Source organism: Ramlibacter sp. (assembly GCF_013697775.1).
Classification (GTDB): Bacteria; Pseudomonadota; Gammaproteobacteria; order Burkholderiales; family Burkholderiaceae_C; genus Ramlibacter.
In genome coordinates, this window is sequence record NZ_JACCWG010000443.1 from 1 (window position 1) to 17,469 (window position 17,469).

The 17,469-nt window shown below is 70.0% G+C and carries 22 protein-coding genes and 1 pseudogene; 11 read left to right on the plus strand and 12 right to left on the minus strand.

Annotated features, from left to right (window positions below; translation table 11 throughout):
- Nucleotides 1-147: LysR family transcriptional regulator (locus tag H0U68_RS22480; protein ID WP_296359149.1), on the minus strand; the 147-nt coding region annotated here is incomplete at its 3' end.
- Nucleotides 148-233: 86 nt separating this feature from the next.
- Between H0U68_RS22480 and H0U68_RS22485 the strand changes: the two genes are divergently transcribed.
- Nucleotides 234-974, plus strand: coding sequence for a sulfite exporter TauE/SafE family protein (locus H0U68_RS22485; RefSeq protein WP_296359129.1), 741 nt, complete (start codon nucleotides 234-236; stop codon nucleotides 972-974).
- Nucleotides 975-1,030: 56 nt separating this feature from the next.
- Entirely contained in the window at nucleotides 1,031-1,438 is a 408-nt protein-coding gene (locus H0U68_RS22490) for a MerR family transcriptional regulator (protein ID WP_296359130.1), read from the plus strand.
- Here H0U68_RS22490 and H0U68_RS22495 read toward each other — a convergent pair whose 3' ends face one another.
- Nucleotides 1,439-1,843 carry a nuclear transport factor 2 family protein gene (locus H0U68_RS22495; RefSeq protein ID WP_296359131.1) on the minus strand — a complete coding sequence of 135 codons (405 nt, stop codon included), beginning with the start codon at nucleotides 1,841-1,843 and terminating at the stop codon, nucleotides 1,439-1,441. It abuts the gene before it with no gap.
- 152 nt (nucleotides 1,844-1,995) lie between these two features.
- Between H0U68_RS22495 and H0U68_RS22500 the strand changes: the two genes are divergently transcribed.
- Nucleotides 1,996-2,766 (plus strand): HAD family hydrolase, encoded by a 771-nt coding sequence (locus H0U68_RS22500; protein WP_296359132.1) that lies wholly within the window; start codon nucleotides 1,996-1,998, stop codon nucleotides 2,764-2,766.
- A 10-nt stretch (nucleotides 2,767-2,776) separates the two neighbouring features.
- Here H0U68_RS22500 and H0U68_RS22505 read toward each other — a convergent pair whose 3' ends face one another.
- The 5 genes from H0U68_RS22505 to H0U68_RS22525 form a co-directional block, all read right to left on the minus strand.
- Nucleotides 2,777-3,046, minus strand: a complete 270-nt coding sequence (locus H0U68_RS22505; protein WP_296359133.1) for a hypothetical protein — start codon at nucleotides 3,044-3,046, stop codon at nucleotides 2,777-2,779.
- Nucleotides 3,043-3,273 (minus strand): hypothetical protein, encoded by a 231-nt coding sequence (locus H0U68_RS22510; RefSeq protein ID WP_296359134.1) that lies wholly within the window; start codon nucleotides 3,271-3,273, stop codon nucleotides 3,043-3,045. Before H0U68_RS22510 ends, H0U68_RS22505 begins: the two co-directional genes overlap by 4 nt.
- Complete coding sequence (locus H0U68_RS22515) at nucleotides 3,264-3,491, minus strand: hypothetical protein (protein ID WP_296359135.1); 228 nt, start codon at nucleotides 3,489-3,491, stop codon at nucleotides 3,264-3,266. The genes H0U68_RS22510 and H0U68_RS22515 overlap by 10 nt, the downstream gene beginning before the upstream one ends.
- Before the next feature lie 170 nt (nucleotides 3,492-3,661).
- A complete protein-coding gene (locus tag H0U68_RS22520) occupies nucleotides 3,662-4,240 on the minus strand; it encodes a TMEM175 family protein (RefSeq protein WP_296359136.1) in 579 nt (192 codons plus the stop codon).
- The gene (locus H0U68_RS22525) at nucleotides 4,237-4,863 is read right to left on the minus strand and encodes an SDR family oxidoreductase (RefSeq protein WP_296359137.1); all 627 of its coding nucleotides are present in this window, start codon (nucleotides 4,861-4,863) and stop codon (nucleotides 4,237-4,239) included. Before H0U68_RS22525 ends, H0U68_RS22520 begins: the two co-directional genes overlap by 4 nt.
- 157 nt (nucleotides 4,864-5,020) lie before the next feature.
- On the opposite strand from H0U68_RS22525, the gene H0U68_RS22530 reads away from it, so the two are divergent.
- A complete protein-coding gene (locus H0U68_RS22530) occupies nucleotides 5,021-5,947 on the plus strand; it encodes a LysR family transcriptional regulator (protein ID WP_296359138.1) in 927 nt (308 codons plus the stop codon).
- Between the two features lie 19 nt (nucleotides 5,948-5,966).
- On the opposite strand, the gene H0U68_RS22535 is transcribed toward H0U68_RS22530, so the two are convergent.
- Entirely contained in the window at nucleotides 5,967-6,662 is a 696-nt protein-coding gene (locus H0U68_RS22535; RefSeq protein WP_296359139.1) for a DUF899 family protein, read from the minus strand.
- Nucleotides 6,663-6,753: 91 nt separating this feature from the next.
- On the opposite strand from H0U68_RS22535, the gene H0U68_RS22540 reads away from it, so the two are divergent.
- Nucleotides 6,754-7,740 carry a DUF2272 domain-containing protein gene (locus H0U68_RS22540; RefSeq protein WP_296359140.1) on the plus strand — a complete coding sequence of 329 codons (987 nt, stop codon included), beginning with the start codon at nucleotides 6,754-6,756 and terminating at the stop codon, nucleotides 7,738-7,740.
- A gap of 161 nt (nucleotides 7,741-7,901) precedes the next feature.
- Entirely contained in the window at nucleotides 7,902-9,140 is a 1,239-nt protein-coding gene (locus H0U68_RS22545; protein WP_296359141.1) for a YihY/virulence factor BrkB family protein, read from the plus strand.
- Nucleotides 9,141-9,164: 24 nt separating this feature from the next.
- Here H0U68_RS22545 and H0U68_RS22550 read toward each other — a convergent pair whose 3' ends face one another.
- The gene (locus H0U68_RS22550) at nucleotides 9,165-9,710 is read right to left on the minus strand and encodes a dihydrofolate reductase family protein (RefSeq protein WP_296359142.1); all 546 of its coding nucleotides are present in this window, start codon (nucleotides 9,708-9,710) and stop codon (nucleotides 9,165-9,167) included.
- Between the two features lie 73 nt (nucleotides 9,711-9,783).
- On the opposite strand from H0U68_RS22550, the gene H0U68_RS22555 reads away from it, so the two are divergent.
- Nucleotides 9,784-10,182, plus strand: coding sequence for a hypothetical protein (locus H0U68_RS22555; RefSeq protein WP_296359143.1), 399 nt, complete (start codon nucleotides 9,784-9,786; stop codon nucleotides 10,180-10,182).
- Nucleotides 10,183-10,211: 29 nt separating this feature from the next.
- On the opposite strand, the gene H0U68_RS22560 is transcribed toward H0U68_RS22555, so the two are convergent.
- Both H0U68_RS22560 and H0U68_RS24435 read right to left on the minus strand, forming a co-directional pair.
- A complete protein-coding gene (locus tag H0U68_RS22560; RefSeq protein ID WP_296359150.1) occupies nucleotides 10,212-10,829 on the minus strand; it encodes a substrate binding domain-containing protein in 618 nt (205 codons plus the stop codon).
- Between the two features lie 101 nt (nucleotides 10,830-10,930).
- A pseudogene (locus H0U68_RS24435) lies at nucleotides 10,931-11,104 on the minus strand (LysR family transcriptional regulator); the annotation flags it as partial.
- A 95-nt stretch (nucleotides 11,105-11,199) separates the two neighbouring features.
- On the opposite strand from H0U68_RS24435, the gene H0U68_RS22565 reads away from it, so the two are divergent.
- Together H0U68_RS22565 and H0U68_RS22570 are read left to right on the plus strand one after the other, a co-directional pair.
- The gene (locus H0U68_RS22565; RefSeq protein WP_296359144.1) at nucleotides 11,200-12,426 is read left to right on the plus strand and encodes an MFS transporter; all 1,227 of its coding nucleotides are present in this window, start codon (nucleotides 11,200-11,202) and stop codon (nucleotides 12,424-12,426) included.
- Between the two features lie 23 nt (nucleotides 12,427-12,449).
- A complete protein-coding gene (locus H0U68_RS22570) occupies nucleotides 12,450-12,917 on the plus strand; it encodes a nuclear transport factor 2 family protein (RefSeq protein WP_296359145.1) in 468 nt (155 codons plus the stop codon).
- 12 nt (nucleotides 12,918-12,929) lie between these two features.
- Here H0U68_RS22570 and H0U68_RS22575 read toward each other — a convergent pair whose 3' ends face one another.
- A complete protein-coding gene (locus H0U68_RS22575; protein ID WP_296359146.1) occupies nucleotides 12,930-14,801 on the minus strand; it encodes an AI-2E family transporter in 1,872 nt (623 codons plus the stop codon).
- Nucleotides 14,802-14,953: 152 nt separating this feature from the next.
- On the opposite strand from H0U68_RS22575, the gene H0U68_RS22580 reads away from it, so the two are divergent.
- On the plus strand, nucleotides 14,954-15,994 hold the full coding sequence (locus H0U68_RS22580; protein WP_296359147.1) for a L,D-transpeptidase family protein: 1,041 nt from the start codon (nucleotides 14,954-14,956) through the stop codon (nucleotides 15,992-15,994).
- 121 nt (nucleotides 15,995-16,115) lie between these two features.
- Nucleotides 16,116-17,469 (plus strand): DUF6600 domain-containing protein (locus H0U68_RS22585; RefSeq protein WP_296359148.1); only part of this gene is annotated, 1,354 nt, incomplete at its 3' end.

Genomic DNA, 17,469 nt, shown 5'->3' on the forward strand with positions numbered 1-17,469 from the left:
CAGCGGCACGCCGGCGCCGTCTTCCAGCGCGCGGATGCGCGCGCTCACCGCCGCCAGCGAGAGGTTGGCGCGTTGCGTGGCGCCGGTCATGCTGCCCGCTTCGCAGGCATGCAGGAACACGCGCAGGTCGGTCCAGTCGAAACGCATCGCCGCATTATTGGCGGCGCGCGCAGTGCAAGCCTCAAGCAAATGTTGATGGTGCGCGGCGCCGCGCCTGCGCACACTCTGGCGCCATGTTCCACCCCGACGTTCCCGACTTCTTCGCCGTGTGCCTGATCTTCTTCGGCGCCGGCACGGTCAAGGGCGTGCTCGGCATGGGGCTGCCGACATTGGCGATGGGCTTGCTCGGCCTGGTGATGCCGGTGGCCGGCGCCGCCAGCCTGCTGACCGTTCCCTCGCTGCTCACCAACGTGTGGCAGGCGGCGGGGCGCGGGCTGGCGCGCACCGCGCGGCGGCTGTGGAGCATGCAGGTGGGCATTGCCTTGGGCGTGGCACTGGCGCCGCTGCTGTTTCCCGGTGGGCAGCAGTCCATCGGGCCCGTGCTGCTGGGCGGCTGCCTGGTCGCCTATGGTGCGCTCGGCCTCGCCGGCTGGCAGCCGAAGCCGCCGCCCGCCCGGTGGCAGGCGCTCGCGGGCCTGCTGGCCGGCGCGTCCACCGGCATCGTCACCGGGCTGACTGGCGTGTTCGTGCTGCCCGCCGTGCCCTACCTGCAGTCGCTGGCACTCGGCAAGGACGCGCTGTCGCAGGCGCTCGGCCTGTGCTTCACCACGGCGACCATCGCACTCGGCGTGCTGCTGGCGGTGCAGGGGCACCTGGACCGCGGCACCTCGCTGGCGTCCGCCGTCGTGGTGGCTCCGGCGGTGCTCGGCATGGTGCTGGGCCAGGCGATCCGCAGGCAGATGAGCGAGGCGCTGTTCCGCCGCTGCCTGTTCGCGGGATTGCTGATGCTCGGGTCGTGGCTGCTGATGCGCTGATGCTGATGCACTGATGCGCCGAGCACGGCGCGGCACGGCCGACGCACAATCGGCCCATGAGCAGCAAGACATCCGCCGCGGGCCTGCGCATCGGCGAACTGGCGCGCCTGTCGGGCCGCAGCGCCCACACCATCCGCTGGTACGAGGCGCAGCGCCTGATGCCCGGCGCCGCGCGCGACGCCGCCGGCCGCCGCGTGTTCGAGCAGGCCCACGTGGACTGGCTGGAACTGATGGACCGGCTGCGCCGCTCGGGCATGAGCATCCGGCAGATGCAGGCCTACGCGCGGCAGGTGGCGCAGGGCAAGGCGACGCTGCGCGCGCGCCGCGACCTCCTGAGCGAGCACCGCGCGCGCGTGGAAGGCCAGATCGGCGAGCTGCGGCAGGCACTCGACCTGCTGGACCGCAAGCTGGCGCTGTACGACGGCTGGATCGCGAAGCACGCGCCGCCAGATGCGGGTGGCTGATCAGCGCACCAGCACCTTCGCCACCAGTTCGGTGTCCATGTACTCGGTGATCTCGCGCAGCTTGCCGTCCTCCACGCGGCACACCCAGCAGTAGCGGTTGTCGTAGCGCTCGCCGCGCGTCGTCTCCACGTTGCCGACGCACTCGACCACCACCCATGCGCCCTCGCCGATGATGCGGCGCGCCTGGTTGGTGTATTGCGTGGCGAACTGCGCGAGCAAGGGGCGCAGCAGCTGCTGGCGAACCGTGTCCTTGCCCTCGTAAGTGCCCGACCAGGCATTGGTGCCGGTCAGCGTCCAGCGGATGTCGTCCGCCATGCCGTCGATGAAGGCCTTGCCGTCGCCGCGCGCGAGGCCGTCGAAAATCGTCTGCAGCAGCTGCTTGTTGGCGTGGGTGAGCGTGTCCATGGGTTCTCTCCTTCAAGTGGAGAACCGATTGGGCGACTTCGAGCGCACTCGAAGTCAAGCCCCTTGCGCGAACCGGCCTGTAGGACGTGGCTGCTTGCCGCGGCCACCCGGCACCCACACCCGGCGGCACGCGGCGCATATAGTCTGTTCGCATGTCCAACCCGCAGCTCGACCTTGCCCGCGTCCGCGCGCTGTGCTTCGACGTGGACGGCACCATCGCCGACACCGACGACCATCTGGTCGCCAAGCTCGCCGCCACGCTCGATGCCGTGCCGCTGGTGAGCGGCCGGCGCGCCGAGCGGCTGGCGCGGCAGGTGGTGATGGGCCTGGAAACGCCGGTGCACGGCGCCTACGCGCTGCTGGACCGGCTGGGCCTGGACGCGCCGGTCGACCGGCTGCGCGCGCGCCTGCGGGCCGTGAAAGAACAGGGCCGCGATCCGGCGAGCACGCGCAACCTGCATGCCACCGATGAGGTGCCGCACGAGATGATGGCCGGCGTGCGCGAGATGCTGCTGGCGCTGTCGGAACGCTTTCCGATGTGCACCATCTCCACCGGCGGCGTGGCCCGCGTGGAGCGCTTTTTGGAGCACTATGGCGTGCGCGACACATTCACCGCCGTGGTCGGTGCGCAGACCACGCGGCGCATGAAGCCGGATCCCGAGCCACTGCTGTATGCCGCGAAAGCCATGGGCGTGGATCCCAGCGCGTGCCTGATGATTGGCGACACCACCATCGACATCCGCACTGGCGTGGCCGCGGGCGCGCAAACGGTGGGCGTGCTGTGCGGTTTCGGCACCGAGGCCGAGTTGCGCCGCACCGGCGCCGGGATGATCCTGCGCACCACCTCGGACCTGCTTGCCGTGCTGCAGCCGCAGGACGACGCGCTGAAGAAGACCGCGAGCCCCGAGCCGAAGCAGGCCTGAAGCCGTGCGCTCAGGTGACTGCGGCGGTCGCGCGCCGGCCGGATAGCCACGCATACAGCAGCGCGGCGACGGCGAGCACGGCCGCCACGAGTGGCACCGCGCGCGGACCCGATCCCAGCACCACGCCCCCGACGCCCGTGCCCGCCGCCATGCCCGCGTAGATGGCTGACGCGTTGAGCGCCACCACCACCGGCCCGCTGCCCCAGCGGTCGATCGCGCTGCCCGAGGCGATGTTGCCGAACACCGCGCCGGCGCCGTACGCCACCAGCATCGCCGTCACGCTGCCGCCGGTGACGCCCAGGTATCCAGCAGCGGCACCACGAAGGCATGCGGCGCATAGGCCGCCGCCATGCCGAGCACGGTGAGCGGCAGGATGCGGTGGACGGCGGGAAGCCGCAGCACCCGCAGCCGCGCGTGCTGCGGCACCGCGGCGGGCCGCACCAGCACCAGCACCAGCACCAGCACCAGCACCGGCAACGCCAGCGCCAGCCCGGCCGTCACCAGCACGCACAGGCCCGCGACGCGCCCAGGGCCGCGCGCCAGCCGCTCCAGTGGCCCAGCGGAACGCCGACGGCGGTGGCAACCGACAGGCCGCCGATGACGACGGCCAGCGTACGCCGCGGAGCAAGCGCGGCGGTGAAGGTGGCGATGATCGGCGCCAGCACCGCGGAGGCCAGCGCGAAGGCGGTGACCGATTGGCCGGCAACGGCGGGCGTCACCGACAAGTACCGCGCCATCGCCCGGCAGGAACGCGGACACGATGAACGCATCGGTGCCCACGGCGAACGTGCCGGCGGCAAGCAGCAGGATGGAAGGCGTTGTTCGCATGGGCCATGGTGGCGCCCAGGCCGCGCGCCGTCTGGCCGGTTCCGGACGCCGAACTCGGTGCGCGCGCTCAGTGCCCGGCCTGCAGCGCTGCTTCGATCCTGCGTTCCGGCGCGAAGTACATCGCCGCGACCGCCACGAAGATCGCGTACGCCGCCCACGGATGCCACCATGCCAGCGGCACGCTGGCGCCGTACAGCGCGATGCCCAGCGCGTTGCGCAGGTGCGCCCTGCGGTGCAGCACGCCCAGGCCGTGGTCGGCGTTCCTGGCGACCGCGCGGCGCAGCAAGGCGAAGGCCCCGGCGCTGCCCAGCATCACCAGCCCGTACACGGCGGCAGCGAGCGGCGCCGCGCTGTTGCGCCCGACCAGGGCGGTGGCGAACGGCACCAGCGACACCCACAGCAGCAGATGGTTGTTCAGCCACAGCACGCGCGCGTCGGCGCGCTGGACCAGCTGGAACACGTGGTGGTGGTTCACCCACACGATGGCCACCATCACGAAGCTCAGCAGATAACTCAGGAGATTGGGCAGCTGCTGCGCCAGGCTGTCGGCCGACAGGTGCTCGGGCGCCTTCAGCTCCAGCACCATGATGGTGACGACGATCGCCAGCACGCCGTCGCTGAAGGCTTCCAGCCGCGCGGTGTTCACAGCAGGTGCAGGCCGCCGTCGCAGGCGGCCACGGTGCCGGTGGTGAAGCCGTTCTCCATCAGGTACTGGATCGCATGCGCCACGTCGTCAGGCCGGCCGACGCGGCCCACGGGCAGTGTGTCGCGCTGCTCGGCGAACACCGCGGCCTTGGCGTCCGCGGGCATGCGGTCCCACCACGGCGTGTCGACCACGCCCGGCGACACGGCGTTCACGCGGCGCGGCGCCAGCTCGCGCGCCAGGCCGCCCACCATGGCCTCCAGCGCGCCGTTGATGGCCGCCAGCCCCGTGGTGCCGGGCCGCGCGATGCGCGCGGAAATCGCGGTGATGAAGGTGATGCTGCCGTGGGCGCGCAGGGTCGGCAGGCTGCATTGCGCGGCGGCCAGCTGCGGCCAGGACTTGGCCTCGAAGCCGCGGCGCAGCGCCTGCAGGTCCAGGCTCTCGAACGGGCCGGCGCCCTCGCCTCCGCTGAGCGTGAGCACCAGGTGGTCGAAGGCGCCGACGGCGTGGAAGAAGCGCGCCAGGTCCGCCGCGTCGCCCGCATCCACTGCGCGCGCTTCCACTCTGCCGGGCACGCCGCGCAGCGCTTCGTTCAAGGTGTCCAGGTTGCGGCTGGCGGCGACCACGCGCGCGCCCGCCGCCGTTGCGCGCTTCCACGGTCTCCAGGCCCACGCCGGAGGAGGCGCCGATGACAACGATGGTGTGTTCGGTGAGGTTCATGCCCGCACTCTAGGAACTACACTGCCCCAGCGGAAGACGATGGAGACGATAGGAGCTATCGCGGTGTTCGATATCAAGAAGATCGACCTCAACCTCCTGGTGTCGCTCGACGTGCTGCTGGACCTGCGCAATGTCAGCCGCTCGGCCGAGCGCCTGGGCCTCACGCAGTCCACCATGTCGTCGCAGCTGGCGCGCCTGCGCAGGATGCTGGACGACCCGCTGCTGCTGCCGGCCGAATCGGGGCGCGGCATGACACCGACGGCCTATGCGCTGCGCGTGGCGCCGCGGCTCAAGGACGTGCTGCGCGAGCTGGAAGCGGCGATGGCGCCGCGCGCCGATTTCGATGCGCACCGCGACAGCAGGGTGTTCCGTATCGCCGCGTCGGACAACGCGGTGGGCGGCATTGGCCTTGCGCTGGCCGGGCATCTGTGCCGCGGCGCCGGGCCGGGCATCCGCGTGGCCTTCCACCGGCCCGACACGGCGCGCATCGCCGAGCAGATGGTAAGCGGCGAGATCGATCTGCTGATCGGCTCGCCGCGCATGGTGCCGCCCAGCGCCAAGGCGCGCGTGCTGGTGGAGGACGGCTTCGTGCACGTGCAGCGGCACGGCCACCCGCGCGGCACCGGGCCGCTGGACCTGGAGAGCTATTGCGCGCTGCGCCACGTTCTGGTGTCCACCTCGGGCGGCAGCCTGCACGGCTACATGGACGAACTGCTGGACGCGATGGGCCGCAGGCGCGCCGTGGTGCTGTCGGTGGAGCAGTTCACGCTGGTGCCGCAGCTGCTGCACGCCACCGACCTGGTGGCCACGGTGCCGCGCCGCCTCGCTCAGCGCCATGCCGACGTGCTGGACGCCTTTGACCTGCCGTTCACCGCCGAGGGCTTCACCCTCAGCATGGCCTGGCACGCGCGCAACCAGGCCGACCCGGCCCACCAGTGGCTGCGCGGCGTGCTGCTGGCGCTGGCGCTGGCGCAGAAGGCACCCGGCTGAGCAGGTGCCCGCGGCGTGCTCAGTACGCCAGCTTCGGATACCAGTCGGTGCCGCGCCCCTCGGGCGTCATGTCCAGCACGTTCCACAGCGGCGCGATGTCCGGCGCGCCGCGCGGGTCCTGGCCCGGGTCCGCTGTTTCGCCGCTCATCTCGCCGGCCCAGAAGTGGCGCACCGCGCCGTCGCGCTGCACCCAGACGTCCAGCGCGGGCCACTCGTCGCCGTTGGGCGCCAGGCCGCGGTAGTCGCGCGCGAAGTCGTCGCCCACCTGGTAGAACTTCAGGTTGCGCCAGCCGCGCTCGCGCGCGAAGGCGAGCTGCCGCGAAACGGGAGAACGGCCGAGCACGGCCAATGCGACGCGCTGCGTGATGTCCAGCGCCGGCACGTCGATGGAGCCGAGGAACGAGGTGCACATCGGGCACGCCCGCGCGCGCTGCGGGCCGAACATCCAGAAGTAGGTGATCAGCGTCTTGTGCGCGCCGAACAGGTCCTTCAACCCGACGGTCTTGCCGTCCTCATCCGTGAACTGGTAGTCCGGCGGCTGGCCGCCCAGCGGCAGCTGCCGGCGCAGCTCGGCCACGCTGGCGAGCTTGCGGCGCAGCTCGATCTCCTCGGCCAGCAGCTGGGTGCGGGCGGCACGGTACTCGGCACTGTCGTTGGGATACGGCTTGGCGGCGGCGATGGCGGCCAGCTCGGCGGCGGGTTTCAAGCTCTGCATGGGGACTCCTTGGTGTGCAACACCTTACGACGAATGGCGCGGGCCGGAATCGACACGCCTTTCGGGAAAAGTGCGCCGCCACAATCGGCGCATGACGTTTCGCCTGTTCGAAGCCGTTGCAGCGCTGGCCTGGGCAGTGGCTGCCCTTGTGCCGGGCGCCGCTGCCGCCACCACTGCCACTGCCGCGTGCGCCACCACCGCCATGCGCGTGACCACCGACGTCCGGATCCTGCACGCGATCGATGAGGCACGCCGGCAGCACCAGCTGTTCGGCAGGCAGACCATCGAGCGCAACGGGGGCATGTTCGGGGTGGGCTACCACGAAGCGGAGTGGGACCGGCCCACGGGCGAGTCCACCGGTACATGGGAACGCGTGGCGGTTTTCTGGCGGGCGCTGTCCGAATCGGCGCCGCCCGTGGTCGTGACGAGCGCCGGCCGGGTCGGGCTGGCGGAAGCTTCGCCGGCGCCGCCCACGGCCGGCGGCGCACCGACGCGGGTGGACGTGGCGGTGCGCGAAGCGCTGCTGCGTGCCGCCATCGTCGACACCCCGTGGTCGGCGGCGTTCATCAGCTACCTGATGAAGACGGCCGGCTTCTCGCGCACCGAGTTCGCGTTTTCCGACAGCCACGTCGACTACGTGCGCGCGGCGCTCGACACCTCGGCCGCGGAAGCCGCCGGCCAGGAGGCACCCCATGCGTTTCGCGCGTGCGATACCGCGACGACGCGCCCGCGCGCCGGCGACCTGCTGTGCTCCACGCGGGCGGGCACCGCCACCACGCTGAGGTTCGACGCACTCCCCGCCGCCATGGCGCGCGCCGCCGGCCAGGAATTCCCGATGCACTGCGATCTGGTCGTGCGCGCGGACGTAGGCGGGGACGCGAAGCTCGAGGTCATCGGCGGCAACGTGGTCCAGTCCGTCACCCTCTCGCGCATGACCTTGAACGCGAACAAGGTGCTGGGCGGCACGTACCTGGCCGGCGCACCGCCCCAGCGCGGCGAGTGCCCCGGCCGCGGGCAGGCGTGCCGCGGCCACCTGAACCGCAGGCCGTGGCTGGTGCTTTTGCAATTCAGGCACTGAGACAGTGCGGCGGGCCGCAGCACAAGCACGGCACGGCGCGGCGCCGACTGCGGCCCGCGCCATCGGATGACATCCGCTGCGGCCGGCAGGCGCTACAACGTGCAGGCACAAGCCTGCGCTTCCTTTTTCTTCTTTTCCTTCCGCCGTTTCCGCCCCGCACCATGCAACCCAAGCACCTGTTCCAGCTGTTCGTCAAAGCCGCCAAGGCCTGGTCGGACGACTATGCGCCCAGCATGGGCGCCGCGATTTCCTACTACACCGTGTTCTCGCTGGCGCCGCTGCTGGTGATCGTGATCGCCATCGCCGGCGCGGTGTTCGGCCGCGAGGCGGTGCAGGGGCAGATCGTGGCGCAGCTGAGCGGCATGATCGGCCAACAGGGCGCGGAGATGATCCAGACGCTGATCGCCGCATCCAGCGACAAGGACAAGGGCCTCGTTGCCGGACTGATCAGCGCCGGCGTGCTGCTGGTGGGCGCCACCACCGTGTTCGCCGAGCTGCAGAGCGCGCTGGACCGCATCTGGCACGTGCCCGAATCGCAAAAACCGCAGGGCATCAAGGCGGTGCTGCGCGCGCGGCTGCTGTCCTTCGGCATGATCCTGGGCCTGGTGTTCCTGCTGATGGTGTCGCTGATGGTGAGCACCGCCGTGGCCGCCTTCGGCACGCTGACCAACGAACTGATGCCGGGCATGGAAGCGCTGCTGTACGTCGTCAACATTGCGGTGTCGCTCGGCATCGGCACGGTGCTGTTCGCCATGATCTACAAGTTCATGCCGTCCACGCGCATCGGCTGGAGCGACGTGTGGGTCGGCGCCATCGCCACCGCCGTGCTGTTCGAAGTCGGCAAATTCCTGATTGGCCTGTACATCGGCAAGAGCGGCATGACCGAGTCCTTCGCCGCTGCCGGCTCGCTGGTGGTGCTGATCGCCTGGGTGTATTACGCGGCGCAGATCTTCCTGTTGGGCGCGGAGTTCACCAAGGTCTACGCGCAGGACCACGGCACCAAGGCCGGGGAGGCGCAAGCGCAAGCCCAAACTCAAGCGGGCGACGGTGACGCGCAGGGGATCGCACCGGCAAAACCGCGCCTCGTGAGCCAGACGCCGGACGGCACCCTGCTGCCCATGCCGGTGCCTGCCACCGCCGCGCCGGCCGTTGCACGCGCCGTGACTGAGGCCAAACGCGCCACCCCCGCCGCCGAGCTGCCGCGGCCGCTCACCCCGCACGAAGAGACGCTCGTCAAGCGCACGGCCTACGCCGGCCTGGTGGCGTTCGCAGGCCTGGCTGCGGCGACGCTCGCGCATGCGATGCGGCGCCGGCCTGCGCACGCGGGCGGCAAGGAATGGGCACGGCATGCGAGGCCGGCGACAGCAGGCCATGCGCCGCAACAAAGCCGCAGGCGCTAGCCTCTTCTGGCCCGGCCAGGATCCTCAGGCCGGAACGCAGGTCAACCTGGTCGCATCCTCCCCGATGCGATCGACGGCCACCAGCTTGAGCGGCGGCCTGGCGCCGGCGAAGTAGGGCTTGCCGCCGCCGAGGACGAAGGGGCGGATGTACAGGCGGTACTCGTCCATAAGGCCAAGGCCGGTCAGGACGTGCGCCAGCTCGGGGCCCGCCACGTCGATCTCGCCTTCCGCGTCCGCTTTCAGGCGCCGCACGAACGTGCCGACGTCATCGGACACGAGCGTTGCGTTCGGGCCGACCTGCTTGAGGGTCCGTGACGCGACCCATTTCGGCTGGGCGCGCCAGGCCGCCGCGAAGTCGTGACCGATCGCATCCCATCCCGGTTGGTCTTCATCCCAATAGCGCATCACCTCGTACATGCGGCGACCGTAGAGGGCGCCCGCGAGGAGGCGGACGTGATTGTTGAAGTGGCGATGCAGCTCAGGGCCGGGCGGCGGGAGCTGCGGGCCGCCAGGCGGTCCGGCGACATAGCCGTCCAGCGACTGCATCATTCCAAATACCAGCTTTGCCATGCTCGACCTTCCTCAGTGATGGGTTCCATCCGACCCGCACTGATTGTATGAACGCAACGAAAGAAAATGCGCCATGCCCATCTCATCCTCCACCTCTCTGCGCATCGCGCTGGTGTTCCTCGTCCTGTGGTTCGGGCTTGGCGGCCTGGCGCACTTCGTGTTCACCGCGGCGGAACTGCGCATCGTGCCGCCCTGGGTGCCTTGGCCGCGCGCGATGGTGCTGGTGAGCGGCGCCTTCGAACTGCTCGGTGCCGCGGGCCTGCTGCTTCGCGCCACTCGTCCCTGGGCCGCATGGGGCCTGTTCGCATTGACCATCGCAGTGACCCCGGCCAACCTCCACATGCTTGCGCACGCAAGTGACTTCCCCCGTGTGCCGCTCTGGCTCCTGGTGGCGCGGCTGCCGTTCCAGGTCGCCTTGCTCGCACTGCTGGCGTGGGTCGCGGTGCGCAGCGCGAAAAGCGATGTGGACTGACTTCCGCGCCGAGCTGATCGCTGGAATGCCTAGATGCGTTCACCCGAGAGACGGTGCGCCAGCATGTCGATGAAGTACCTCGTCCGGACAGGCGTTCTGGAGCCGTTGGGCCAAACAGCACTGACCTGGATCGGTGGTGGCTCGTGCTCTTGCAGGAGCATCTCCAGGCGGCCGCCATCGATGTCCTCGCGCACCTGCCATAGAGGTGCCAGGCCAATGCCGGCACCGTGCAGGACTGCGGCATTGGCGGCGGCGGCGTCATTGCAGCGCCAGTTGCCTTTGACGGGAATCCGCACTTCGCTTCCTGCGAGCATGAGCGGCCACGAACTGCCTTCCGGTCCGAACGTGCGGATCACGCAGGAGTGCGATGCGAGGTCGTCTGGCCGGCGCGGATAACCGTGCCGTGACAAATAGCCAGGCGCGGCCACCAGGACGCGGCGCAACGCCCCCACCTTCCTGACCCGGAGCGTATCGGCTCCCAATTCACCGATACGGACTGCGACGTCGAGCCGCTGCTCGATCAAGTCCGCGGCGAGGTCGCTGAGCACCAGGTCGATTTCGACTTCCGGGAACCGGTTCTGGAATTCAACCGTGGTTGGGACGACGAACCGCGGCGCGAAGAGGGCGGAAGCTCCGATCCTGAACAGGCCACCGACGCGAGCGGTTGTCTTTTGGCTTCAGCGCGCGCGTCCTCGATGTCCCGGAGCGCCAACCGCAACCGCTCGTAGAGCGCGAGGCCCGCGGGCGTCGGGTGCAGCCGGCGCGTGGTCCTGCGCACCAGTTCAATCGCGAGTTCGTCTTCAAGCACAGCCAGCGCGCGGCTGACGGATTGAGGCGATCGGTTCAGATGCCTGGCGGCGGCGGTCAAGCTGCCCCGCTGGACAGTCTGAACGAACGCTTCGTATTGCTCAAGGCTCGCCATATTATCAACCGTACCGGAAGAATCATTCAATCTTCGGATGGATTATCAACGCAATCGGTTCACTGCAGAATGGCCCGATGTCCTCTGAGCCCTCCGTGCACCACGCCACCGGCGCAGACGCCGCCACTCCCAAGCTGGGTCGCGGGCTGACGGCGGTTTTCGCGGTCTCCGTGGGCGTTGCCGTCTTGAGCCTCTACGCGTCGCAGCCGCTCATCGGCCCGATCGGCGTGGCGTTCGGTTGGAACCCGAGCGAGGCAGGGCTTGCGACCACGCTCACGCTGCTGGGGTACGCCAGCGGCCTGTTTTTGCTGGTGCCTCTCGTGGACCTGGTCGAGAACCGGTCCTTGATCGTCGGGACGCTAGCCATCGACGTCGTGGCACTTGCAGTGCTGGCGCGTGCGCCGACGCCATCGCTGTTCCTGGCGGCCTGCTACGCCACGGGCGTGGCGGCGAGCGTGATCCAGATGCTGGTTCCCGTGGCCGTCCGGCTTGCGCCGGAGCCGCGCCGGGGGCAGGTCGTCGGCAATGTCATGAGCGGCCTGATGCTCGGAATCCTGCTTTCCCGGCCGGCGGCAAGCCTGGCTGTCGAGTTGGGCGGTTGGCGTTGGTTCTACGGCTGGCTGTCGGCGGCGGTTGCGGTCCTCACGGTGGTCCTTTCGTTCGCCATACCGCGGTACCAGCCCCGGTGCGCACAGAGCTATTGGAAGCTGATCGGATCGATGGCCACGATCCTGCGACAGGAACCGGTCCTGCGAAGGCGTGCCGCGTACCAAGCCCTCTGCATGGGAACATTCGGTGCGTTTTGGACTTCCATTTCGCTGCGGCTTTCGACCGCACCGTTTGATCTAGGTCCCAAGGGAATCGCGCTCTTCGCGCTGGCGGGTGCCGCGGGTGCCGTGGTGGCGCCTGTTGCCGGCCGCGCGGGTGATCGCGGCTGGACCCAGGGAGCGACGCGTGTGGCGCACCTGGCCGTGACGGGCGCAGTCGCGCTTGCCTGGATCGGCGGACATGTCCTCGCTCGTGGTTCGTCAGCGGCCTCAGCCGGCATGGCCTTGGCGGCCCTGGCGCTTTCGGCCGTTCTGCTGGACCTTGGCGTCATCGCAGACCAGACGCTTGGACGGCGCGCCGTCAACTTGTTGCAGCCGCAGGCGCGCGGCAGGGTCAACGGGCTGTTCACCGGCTTGTTCTTCCTTGGTGCCGCTGCCGGATCGGGCGCATCGGGTTTCGCCTGGATGCACTGGGGCTGGCCCGGTGTCTGCGGCGTGGCATTGGCGTTCGCCGGGACTGCACTCGCCATCTCCCTGATGGCGCAACCCCGATAACGGGGACAACCAGGAGCCTGACTTTGGACCTCATCGACACACCCGTCACCGGGAACGAGCCCCATGGGGACACGCGGGACGCCGGGCAGGCGCTGTCCCTCTTCTACGCCGCGCTGAACGCGAAGGACATGGCCGGCATGCAGCGCTGCTGGAGCGCGGCCGACGACTGCTCGATGGACAACCCGCTCGGGGGCATCGCCCGCGGCTGGAGCGACATCCAGGCGGTGTATGCCCGGCTGTTCGGCAGCGCGGCCAGCTACCGCTTCTCATTCCACGACTACAGCTTCCATGCCTTCTCGGACACCTTCCTCGTCGTGGGGCGCGAACGAGGCTGGTTCGAGAAAGACGGGCAGCGCCTGGAGCTGGCTTTCAGGACCTCGCGCCTGTTCCGGCTGGAAGCAGGCGCGTGGCATCAGTTCCACCACCACGGCTCGGCTGAAGACGCCCGCATGCTGGCCGCCTACCAGGCGCTCGTGCTGGGCAAGGCATGAGGCGCCCGATGCTCAGATCGCCGCGTCCCGGCGCCCACCCAGCTCGAACGCCACGGCCTCCGAAAACGATCGTACGAGCAGGTCGATGTGCTGCCGCACGACGGCTTCGTCCGCGGCACCTTCCTCCAGGGGCAGCTTGACGGTCAGCAGCATGGCTTTCGGCAAGGCGGCACGCAGGTCCTTCACGGCTGCCTGCCAGCTGTCCAGGCTCTCCTCGAGCGGGTAGGCAACGAAGACCGTGGAGACCTGGTCCGAGCCGGCCGCGTCCAGCGCTTCCGTGCTCCTGGCCAGCGACAGGTTGCGGGTCTCGATCCCCTCGTCCCGCAGCGCCTGCACCAGCAGCTGCGTGAGGACGTCGTCGCGCATGGAGCCGAGCCCCGCGCAGAGGACCACCCGTGCGCCGAGCACCGCGGACATGCCTTGCCAGCGCCCCCGGCCCTGGGAACGCATCTCGCGCAGATGCGCTCCGACGTTCGCCTCCAGCAGCGACGTGGAGCGGCGCTTGCGGCGGGCGCCCTGGTGCCGCTTCACGGCGCCCAGGGATTCCGCGACCGCCGCGATGGTGAGCCGGATGCGGTCCTGCTGCTCGCTGCCGATCCGCCCGGCCCGGAAGTCTGTGGCGGCCAGCGCCAGGCCGGGCAGCAGGATCTGGTCGCAATACCTGGCGAAGTTGCTGCGCCGCAGGTAGATGCGGGCGGCCGCCACGATCTCCCCGGGTTCGCCGGAGAGTGCGCGCTGGTAGAGCCGCAATCCGGCGGTCAGGCCGGGCGCTTCGCCGAACAGGATCGAGATCGGCTCCAGCGCGCGCACGTGGCGCCCCGCCACGACCAGGCACAAGGTCATCGGCGTGGCCAGCAAAAGGCCGACGGGACCCCAAATGGCGCCCCAGAACAGCGCGGACACGATCACGCCCAGCGGCGCCAGGCCGCTGCTCTGGCCGTAGACCCGGGGCTCGACCAGGTGCGCGACCAGCGCTTCGAGCCCGACGAACAGCCCCGCGCTCCAGAACATGAGGGACCAGCCCGGGTCGACGGCGGCGGCGAACGCGGCAATCGCGGCACCCGCGGCCAGCGCGCCGACGTACGGCACGAAGCGCGCCACGCCGCCCAGCGCGCCCCACAGGGCCGCGTGCGGAACACCCACCATCCACAGCGCGCAGCCGAGCACCAGGGCGAAGGTCGCGTTCACCACGAACTGCGAAAAGAAGAAGCGGGAAACGCCCTGCGCCGCGTCTTCCACGGCCTGCATCGTCCTGCCCGCCTCCGCCTCGCCGGCAAAGCTGATCATGCGGTCGCGCAGGCCTTCATGCTCCAGCAGGATGAACACCAGCAGCACCAGCACGATGCCTGCCTGGCCCACCGGTCCCCACATGAACGAAAAGAGCCACGAGATCGCATCGGTCGCGCTCGCGGGTTCGCGGACCTGGACTGGCGGAGGCGGCGGGTCGGCTGCCCGCCCTGACCGCCCGGCGCGCGGCTTGCTGGTGGCAGCCGGTAGCGCCGGCGGAACGACCGCGCGCAGAACCGATTCCATGCGTTCGAGCGGAGCGACCGTCAATTCCCTCGCATGTTCCAGCTTGAAGCGGATGGCTTCCTTGTACTGCGGCAGGTCCGCCGCTACCGTGACCAGCTGGGACGCCAGCAGCGTGGCCAGCGCGGCCATGCAGGCGCCTACGATAACGACCGAGACCAGTGCGCCCGCCCCGTGCCCGAGGCCGATGCGCGCCAGCTTGCGTTTGAGCGGCGCGATCACCAGGCTGAGGATGGCGGCCAGCGCGAGCGGCGCGAGGAACGAGCGGCCGAAGTAGAGCATCGCCAGGATGCACGCCGTGGCGACGATGCGCCCGGTACGCGAACCGGGCGGGGGTGGGATGTGCGGCAACAACGGAGTTCCTGCGTTCGACGTTGGTCGAAGAGCCCTTCGCCCATGAGGATCACGCGCCGGAAGGTGCTTTCACCATCGGTGATTGTGGGGCATTCGCGCGGGCTGCACGCCGCGGGCCGTGCGACACTGGTCCTCAACCTCAGAAAGTGCGCATGCCCCGCCAGACGTCCCGTTCCCCGACTTCGCCACGCCGGTGGGCCATCGCGCTCGGTTGTGCCCTTGCACTGTCGGCAGGCGCTGCCGGCGCCAAGCAGCACCGCGCTCCCGCCAAAGGCGCGGCCGGCACCCAGGCGGTGGACTTCGACGCGATGAACAGCGCCAACGACACGCCGCTCCTCAAGAGCGGCAGCCGGGGCCCGGCGGTGGTGCGCGCGCAGGTCCTGCTCGATCGCGCGTGGTACTCCAGCGGCGAGATCGACGGGCGGTATGCGGCGAACATGCAGCGCATCGTCAAGGCCTACCAGCTGGCGCGCGCACTGAAAGACACCGGCACCCTCACGCCGCAGACCTGGCAATCGCTTCGGGAAGACGCGGCGCCGGTGCTGGTGCGCTACACGGTCACCGACAAGGACGCCGCGGGGCCGTACGACAAGATTCCAAGGGACCCCGTCGCGCGCGGCCAGCTCAAGGCCATGCCCTACGAGTCGCTCGAAGAGGCGCTGGCGGAGCGTTTCCACACCAGCATCCCTTATCTCAAGCAGCTCAACGCGGGCAAGAGCTTCGCCGCGGGCGGCGAGATCGTGGTGCCCAACGTCGTGGGCGGCCCGGCGCCGGCCAAGGCCGCCTCCATCGAAATCGACAAGGCCGCGCGCGTGCTCTACGTGCTGGACGCCGGCAAGCGTCCGCTGGCCGCGTTTCCGATCAGCATCGGCAACGAGAAGATCGACCCGCTGCCCATCGGCGTGCTGACGATCAGGAACGAGGTGAAGAACCCGAGCTTCACCTACGACCCGGTGCTGCTGAAGAACGAACCGCAGAACGCCCAGAAGATGGAACTCGCGCCGGGGCCGAACAACCCGATCGGCAGCATCTGGATGGGCCTGTCCAAGCCGCACTGGGGCATCCACGGCACCGCCAATCCCGGCAACGTCGGCCACTCCGAGACCAATGGCTGCATCCACCTGACCAACTGGGATGCCGAGCGGCTGTCCACGCTGGCCAAGGCGGGCTTCAAGGTGGACGTGCGCCCCTGACACGCGTACCCTGGCATCGGGCTGCGCCGACAACGCGACGGCATGTTCGCTGACGAGGTTCTGGACCGGGAGCCCGCAAGCTCAGCGCTAGGCGCACCCGTTTGCCTATCAGGAGACATTTATGGCCTTGTTCCGCGTTCGCGCGCTGCTATCGTTCCTTCTCGCCGTGCTGCTGTCCGGCGCGGCGCTCGCCGATCCACCCACGCGCGTCGCGCGGCTTGCCTATGTGGGCGGCAGCGCCAGCTTCTCGCCCGGCGGCGAGCGCGACTGGGGCCGCGCGATCGTCAACCGCCCGCTCATCACCGGCGACCGGCTGTGGATCGACCGTGGCTCGCGCGCCGAACTGCAGATGGGCACCGTGGCGGTTCGCGTCGCGGGCGGCACCAGCCTCACGCTGCTCAACCTCGACGACCGCACCACGCAGATCCAGCTGTCGCAGGGCACGCTGCACGTGCGCGTGCGCCGCCTCGACCGCGGGCAGATCGTGGAGATCGACACGCCCAACCTGGCCTATTCCATCCGCCGCCCCGGCAGCTACCGCATCGACGTGAACGCGCGCGACGACTCCACCACGGTGGCCGTTCGCCAGGGGCAGGCGCAGGTGTTCGGCGAGCGCCGTGCGTTCGTCGTCAACGAGCGCCAGAGCTTCGCGTTCTACGGCGCGGGCCTGAACGACTACGACGCCCTGGCGCTGCGCGCGCCGGACGAACTCGAACGGTGGGCCGCCGACCGCGACCGCCGCTGGGACAATTCGGCGTCGCGCCGCTTCGTGTCGCCCGAGATGATCGGTTACGAGGACCTCGACCAGTTCGGCACCTGGAAGACCGTGGCGCAGCTGGGCCCGGTGTGGGTGCCGCGCAATGTGGCTGCCGACTGGGCGCCTTACCGCGACGGCCACTGGTCGTGGGTCGAGCCCTGGGGCTGGACCTGGATCGCCGAAGCCCCGTGGGGATTCGCCCCGTCGCACTACGGCCGCTGGACGCGCGTGGACAACAGCTGGGCCTGGGTGCCCGGTCCGGCCAACGTGCGCCCGGTGTATGCGCCGGCGCTGGTGGCGTTCGTGGGCAACGGGTCTCCCGCCGCCGCGAATTCCACGGTTGCCTGGTTCCCGCTCGGCCCGCGCGACGTGTACCGCCCTTCGTACACGACCAGCCGCGAATACTTCTACGACGTGAATGCCAGCAATGCACGCGTCGACCGCCAGGTGGTCACCAGCTACTACGACAACCGCCCCGCGAACGTCACCTATGCCAACCAGCAGGTGCCGGGCGCGATCATCGCCGTGCTCGCCGCCGCGTTCTCGCAGTCGCAGCCCGTGGCGCGCCAGACGGTGCGCATCACCGACCAGAACATCAGCCGCGCACCGGTCATGTCCGCGCCGCAGGTGGTGCCGCAGCAGGTGAGCGTGGTCGGCACCGCAGCGGCGCCAGCCGCCCGTCCGCCCGAGGCCGCGCCCGCGCGCCCCGTGGTCGCCC

Excerpts from the sequence above, each read along its gene's own strand:
- H0U68_RS22540 (WP_296359140.1), top strand. The coding sequence starts at position 6,754 with ATGACGTTTCGCCTGTTCGAAGCCGTTGCAGCGCTGGCCTGGGCAGTG.
- H0U68_RS22500 (WP_296359132.1), top strand. The coding sequence starts at position 1,996 with ATGTCCAACCCGCAGCTCGACCTTGCCCGCGTCCGCGCGCTGTGCTTC.
- H0U68_RS22495 (WP_296359131.1), bottom strand. The coding sequence starts at position 1,843 with ATGGACACGCTCACCCACGCCAACAAGCAGCTGCTGCAGACGATTTTC.
- H0U68_RS22545 (WP_296359141.1), top strand. The coding sequence starts at position 7,902 with ATGCAACCCAAGCACCTGTTCCAGCTGTTCGTCAAAGCCGCCAAGGCC.
- H0U68_RS22485 (WP_296359129.1), top strand. The coding sequence starts at position 234 with ATGTTCCACCCCGACGTTCCCGACTTCTTCGCCGTGTGCCTGATCTTC.
- H0U68_RS22535 (WP_296359139.1), bottom strand. The coding sequence starts at position 6,662 with ATGCAGAGCTTGAAACCCGCCGCCGAGCTGGCCGCCATCGCCGCCGCC.
- H0U68_RS22580 (WP_296359147.1), top strand. The coding sequence starts at position 14,954 with ATGCCCCGCCAGACGTCCCGTTCCCCGACTTCGCCACGCCGGTGGGCC.
- H0U68_RS22555 (WP_296359143.1), top strand. The coding sequence starts at position 9,784 with ATGCCCATCTCATCCTCCACCTCTCTGCGCATCGCGCTGGTGTTCCTC.
- H0U68_RS22490 (WP_296359130.1), top strand. The coding sequence starts at position 1,031 with ATGAGCAGCAAGACATCCGCCGCGGGCCTGCGCATCGGCGAACTGGCG.
- H0U68_RS22550 (WP_296359142.1), bottom strand. The coding sequence starts at position 9,710 with ATGGCAAAGCTGGTATTTGGAATGATGCAGTCGCTGGACGGCTATGTC.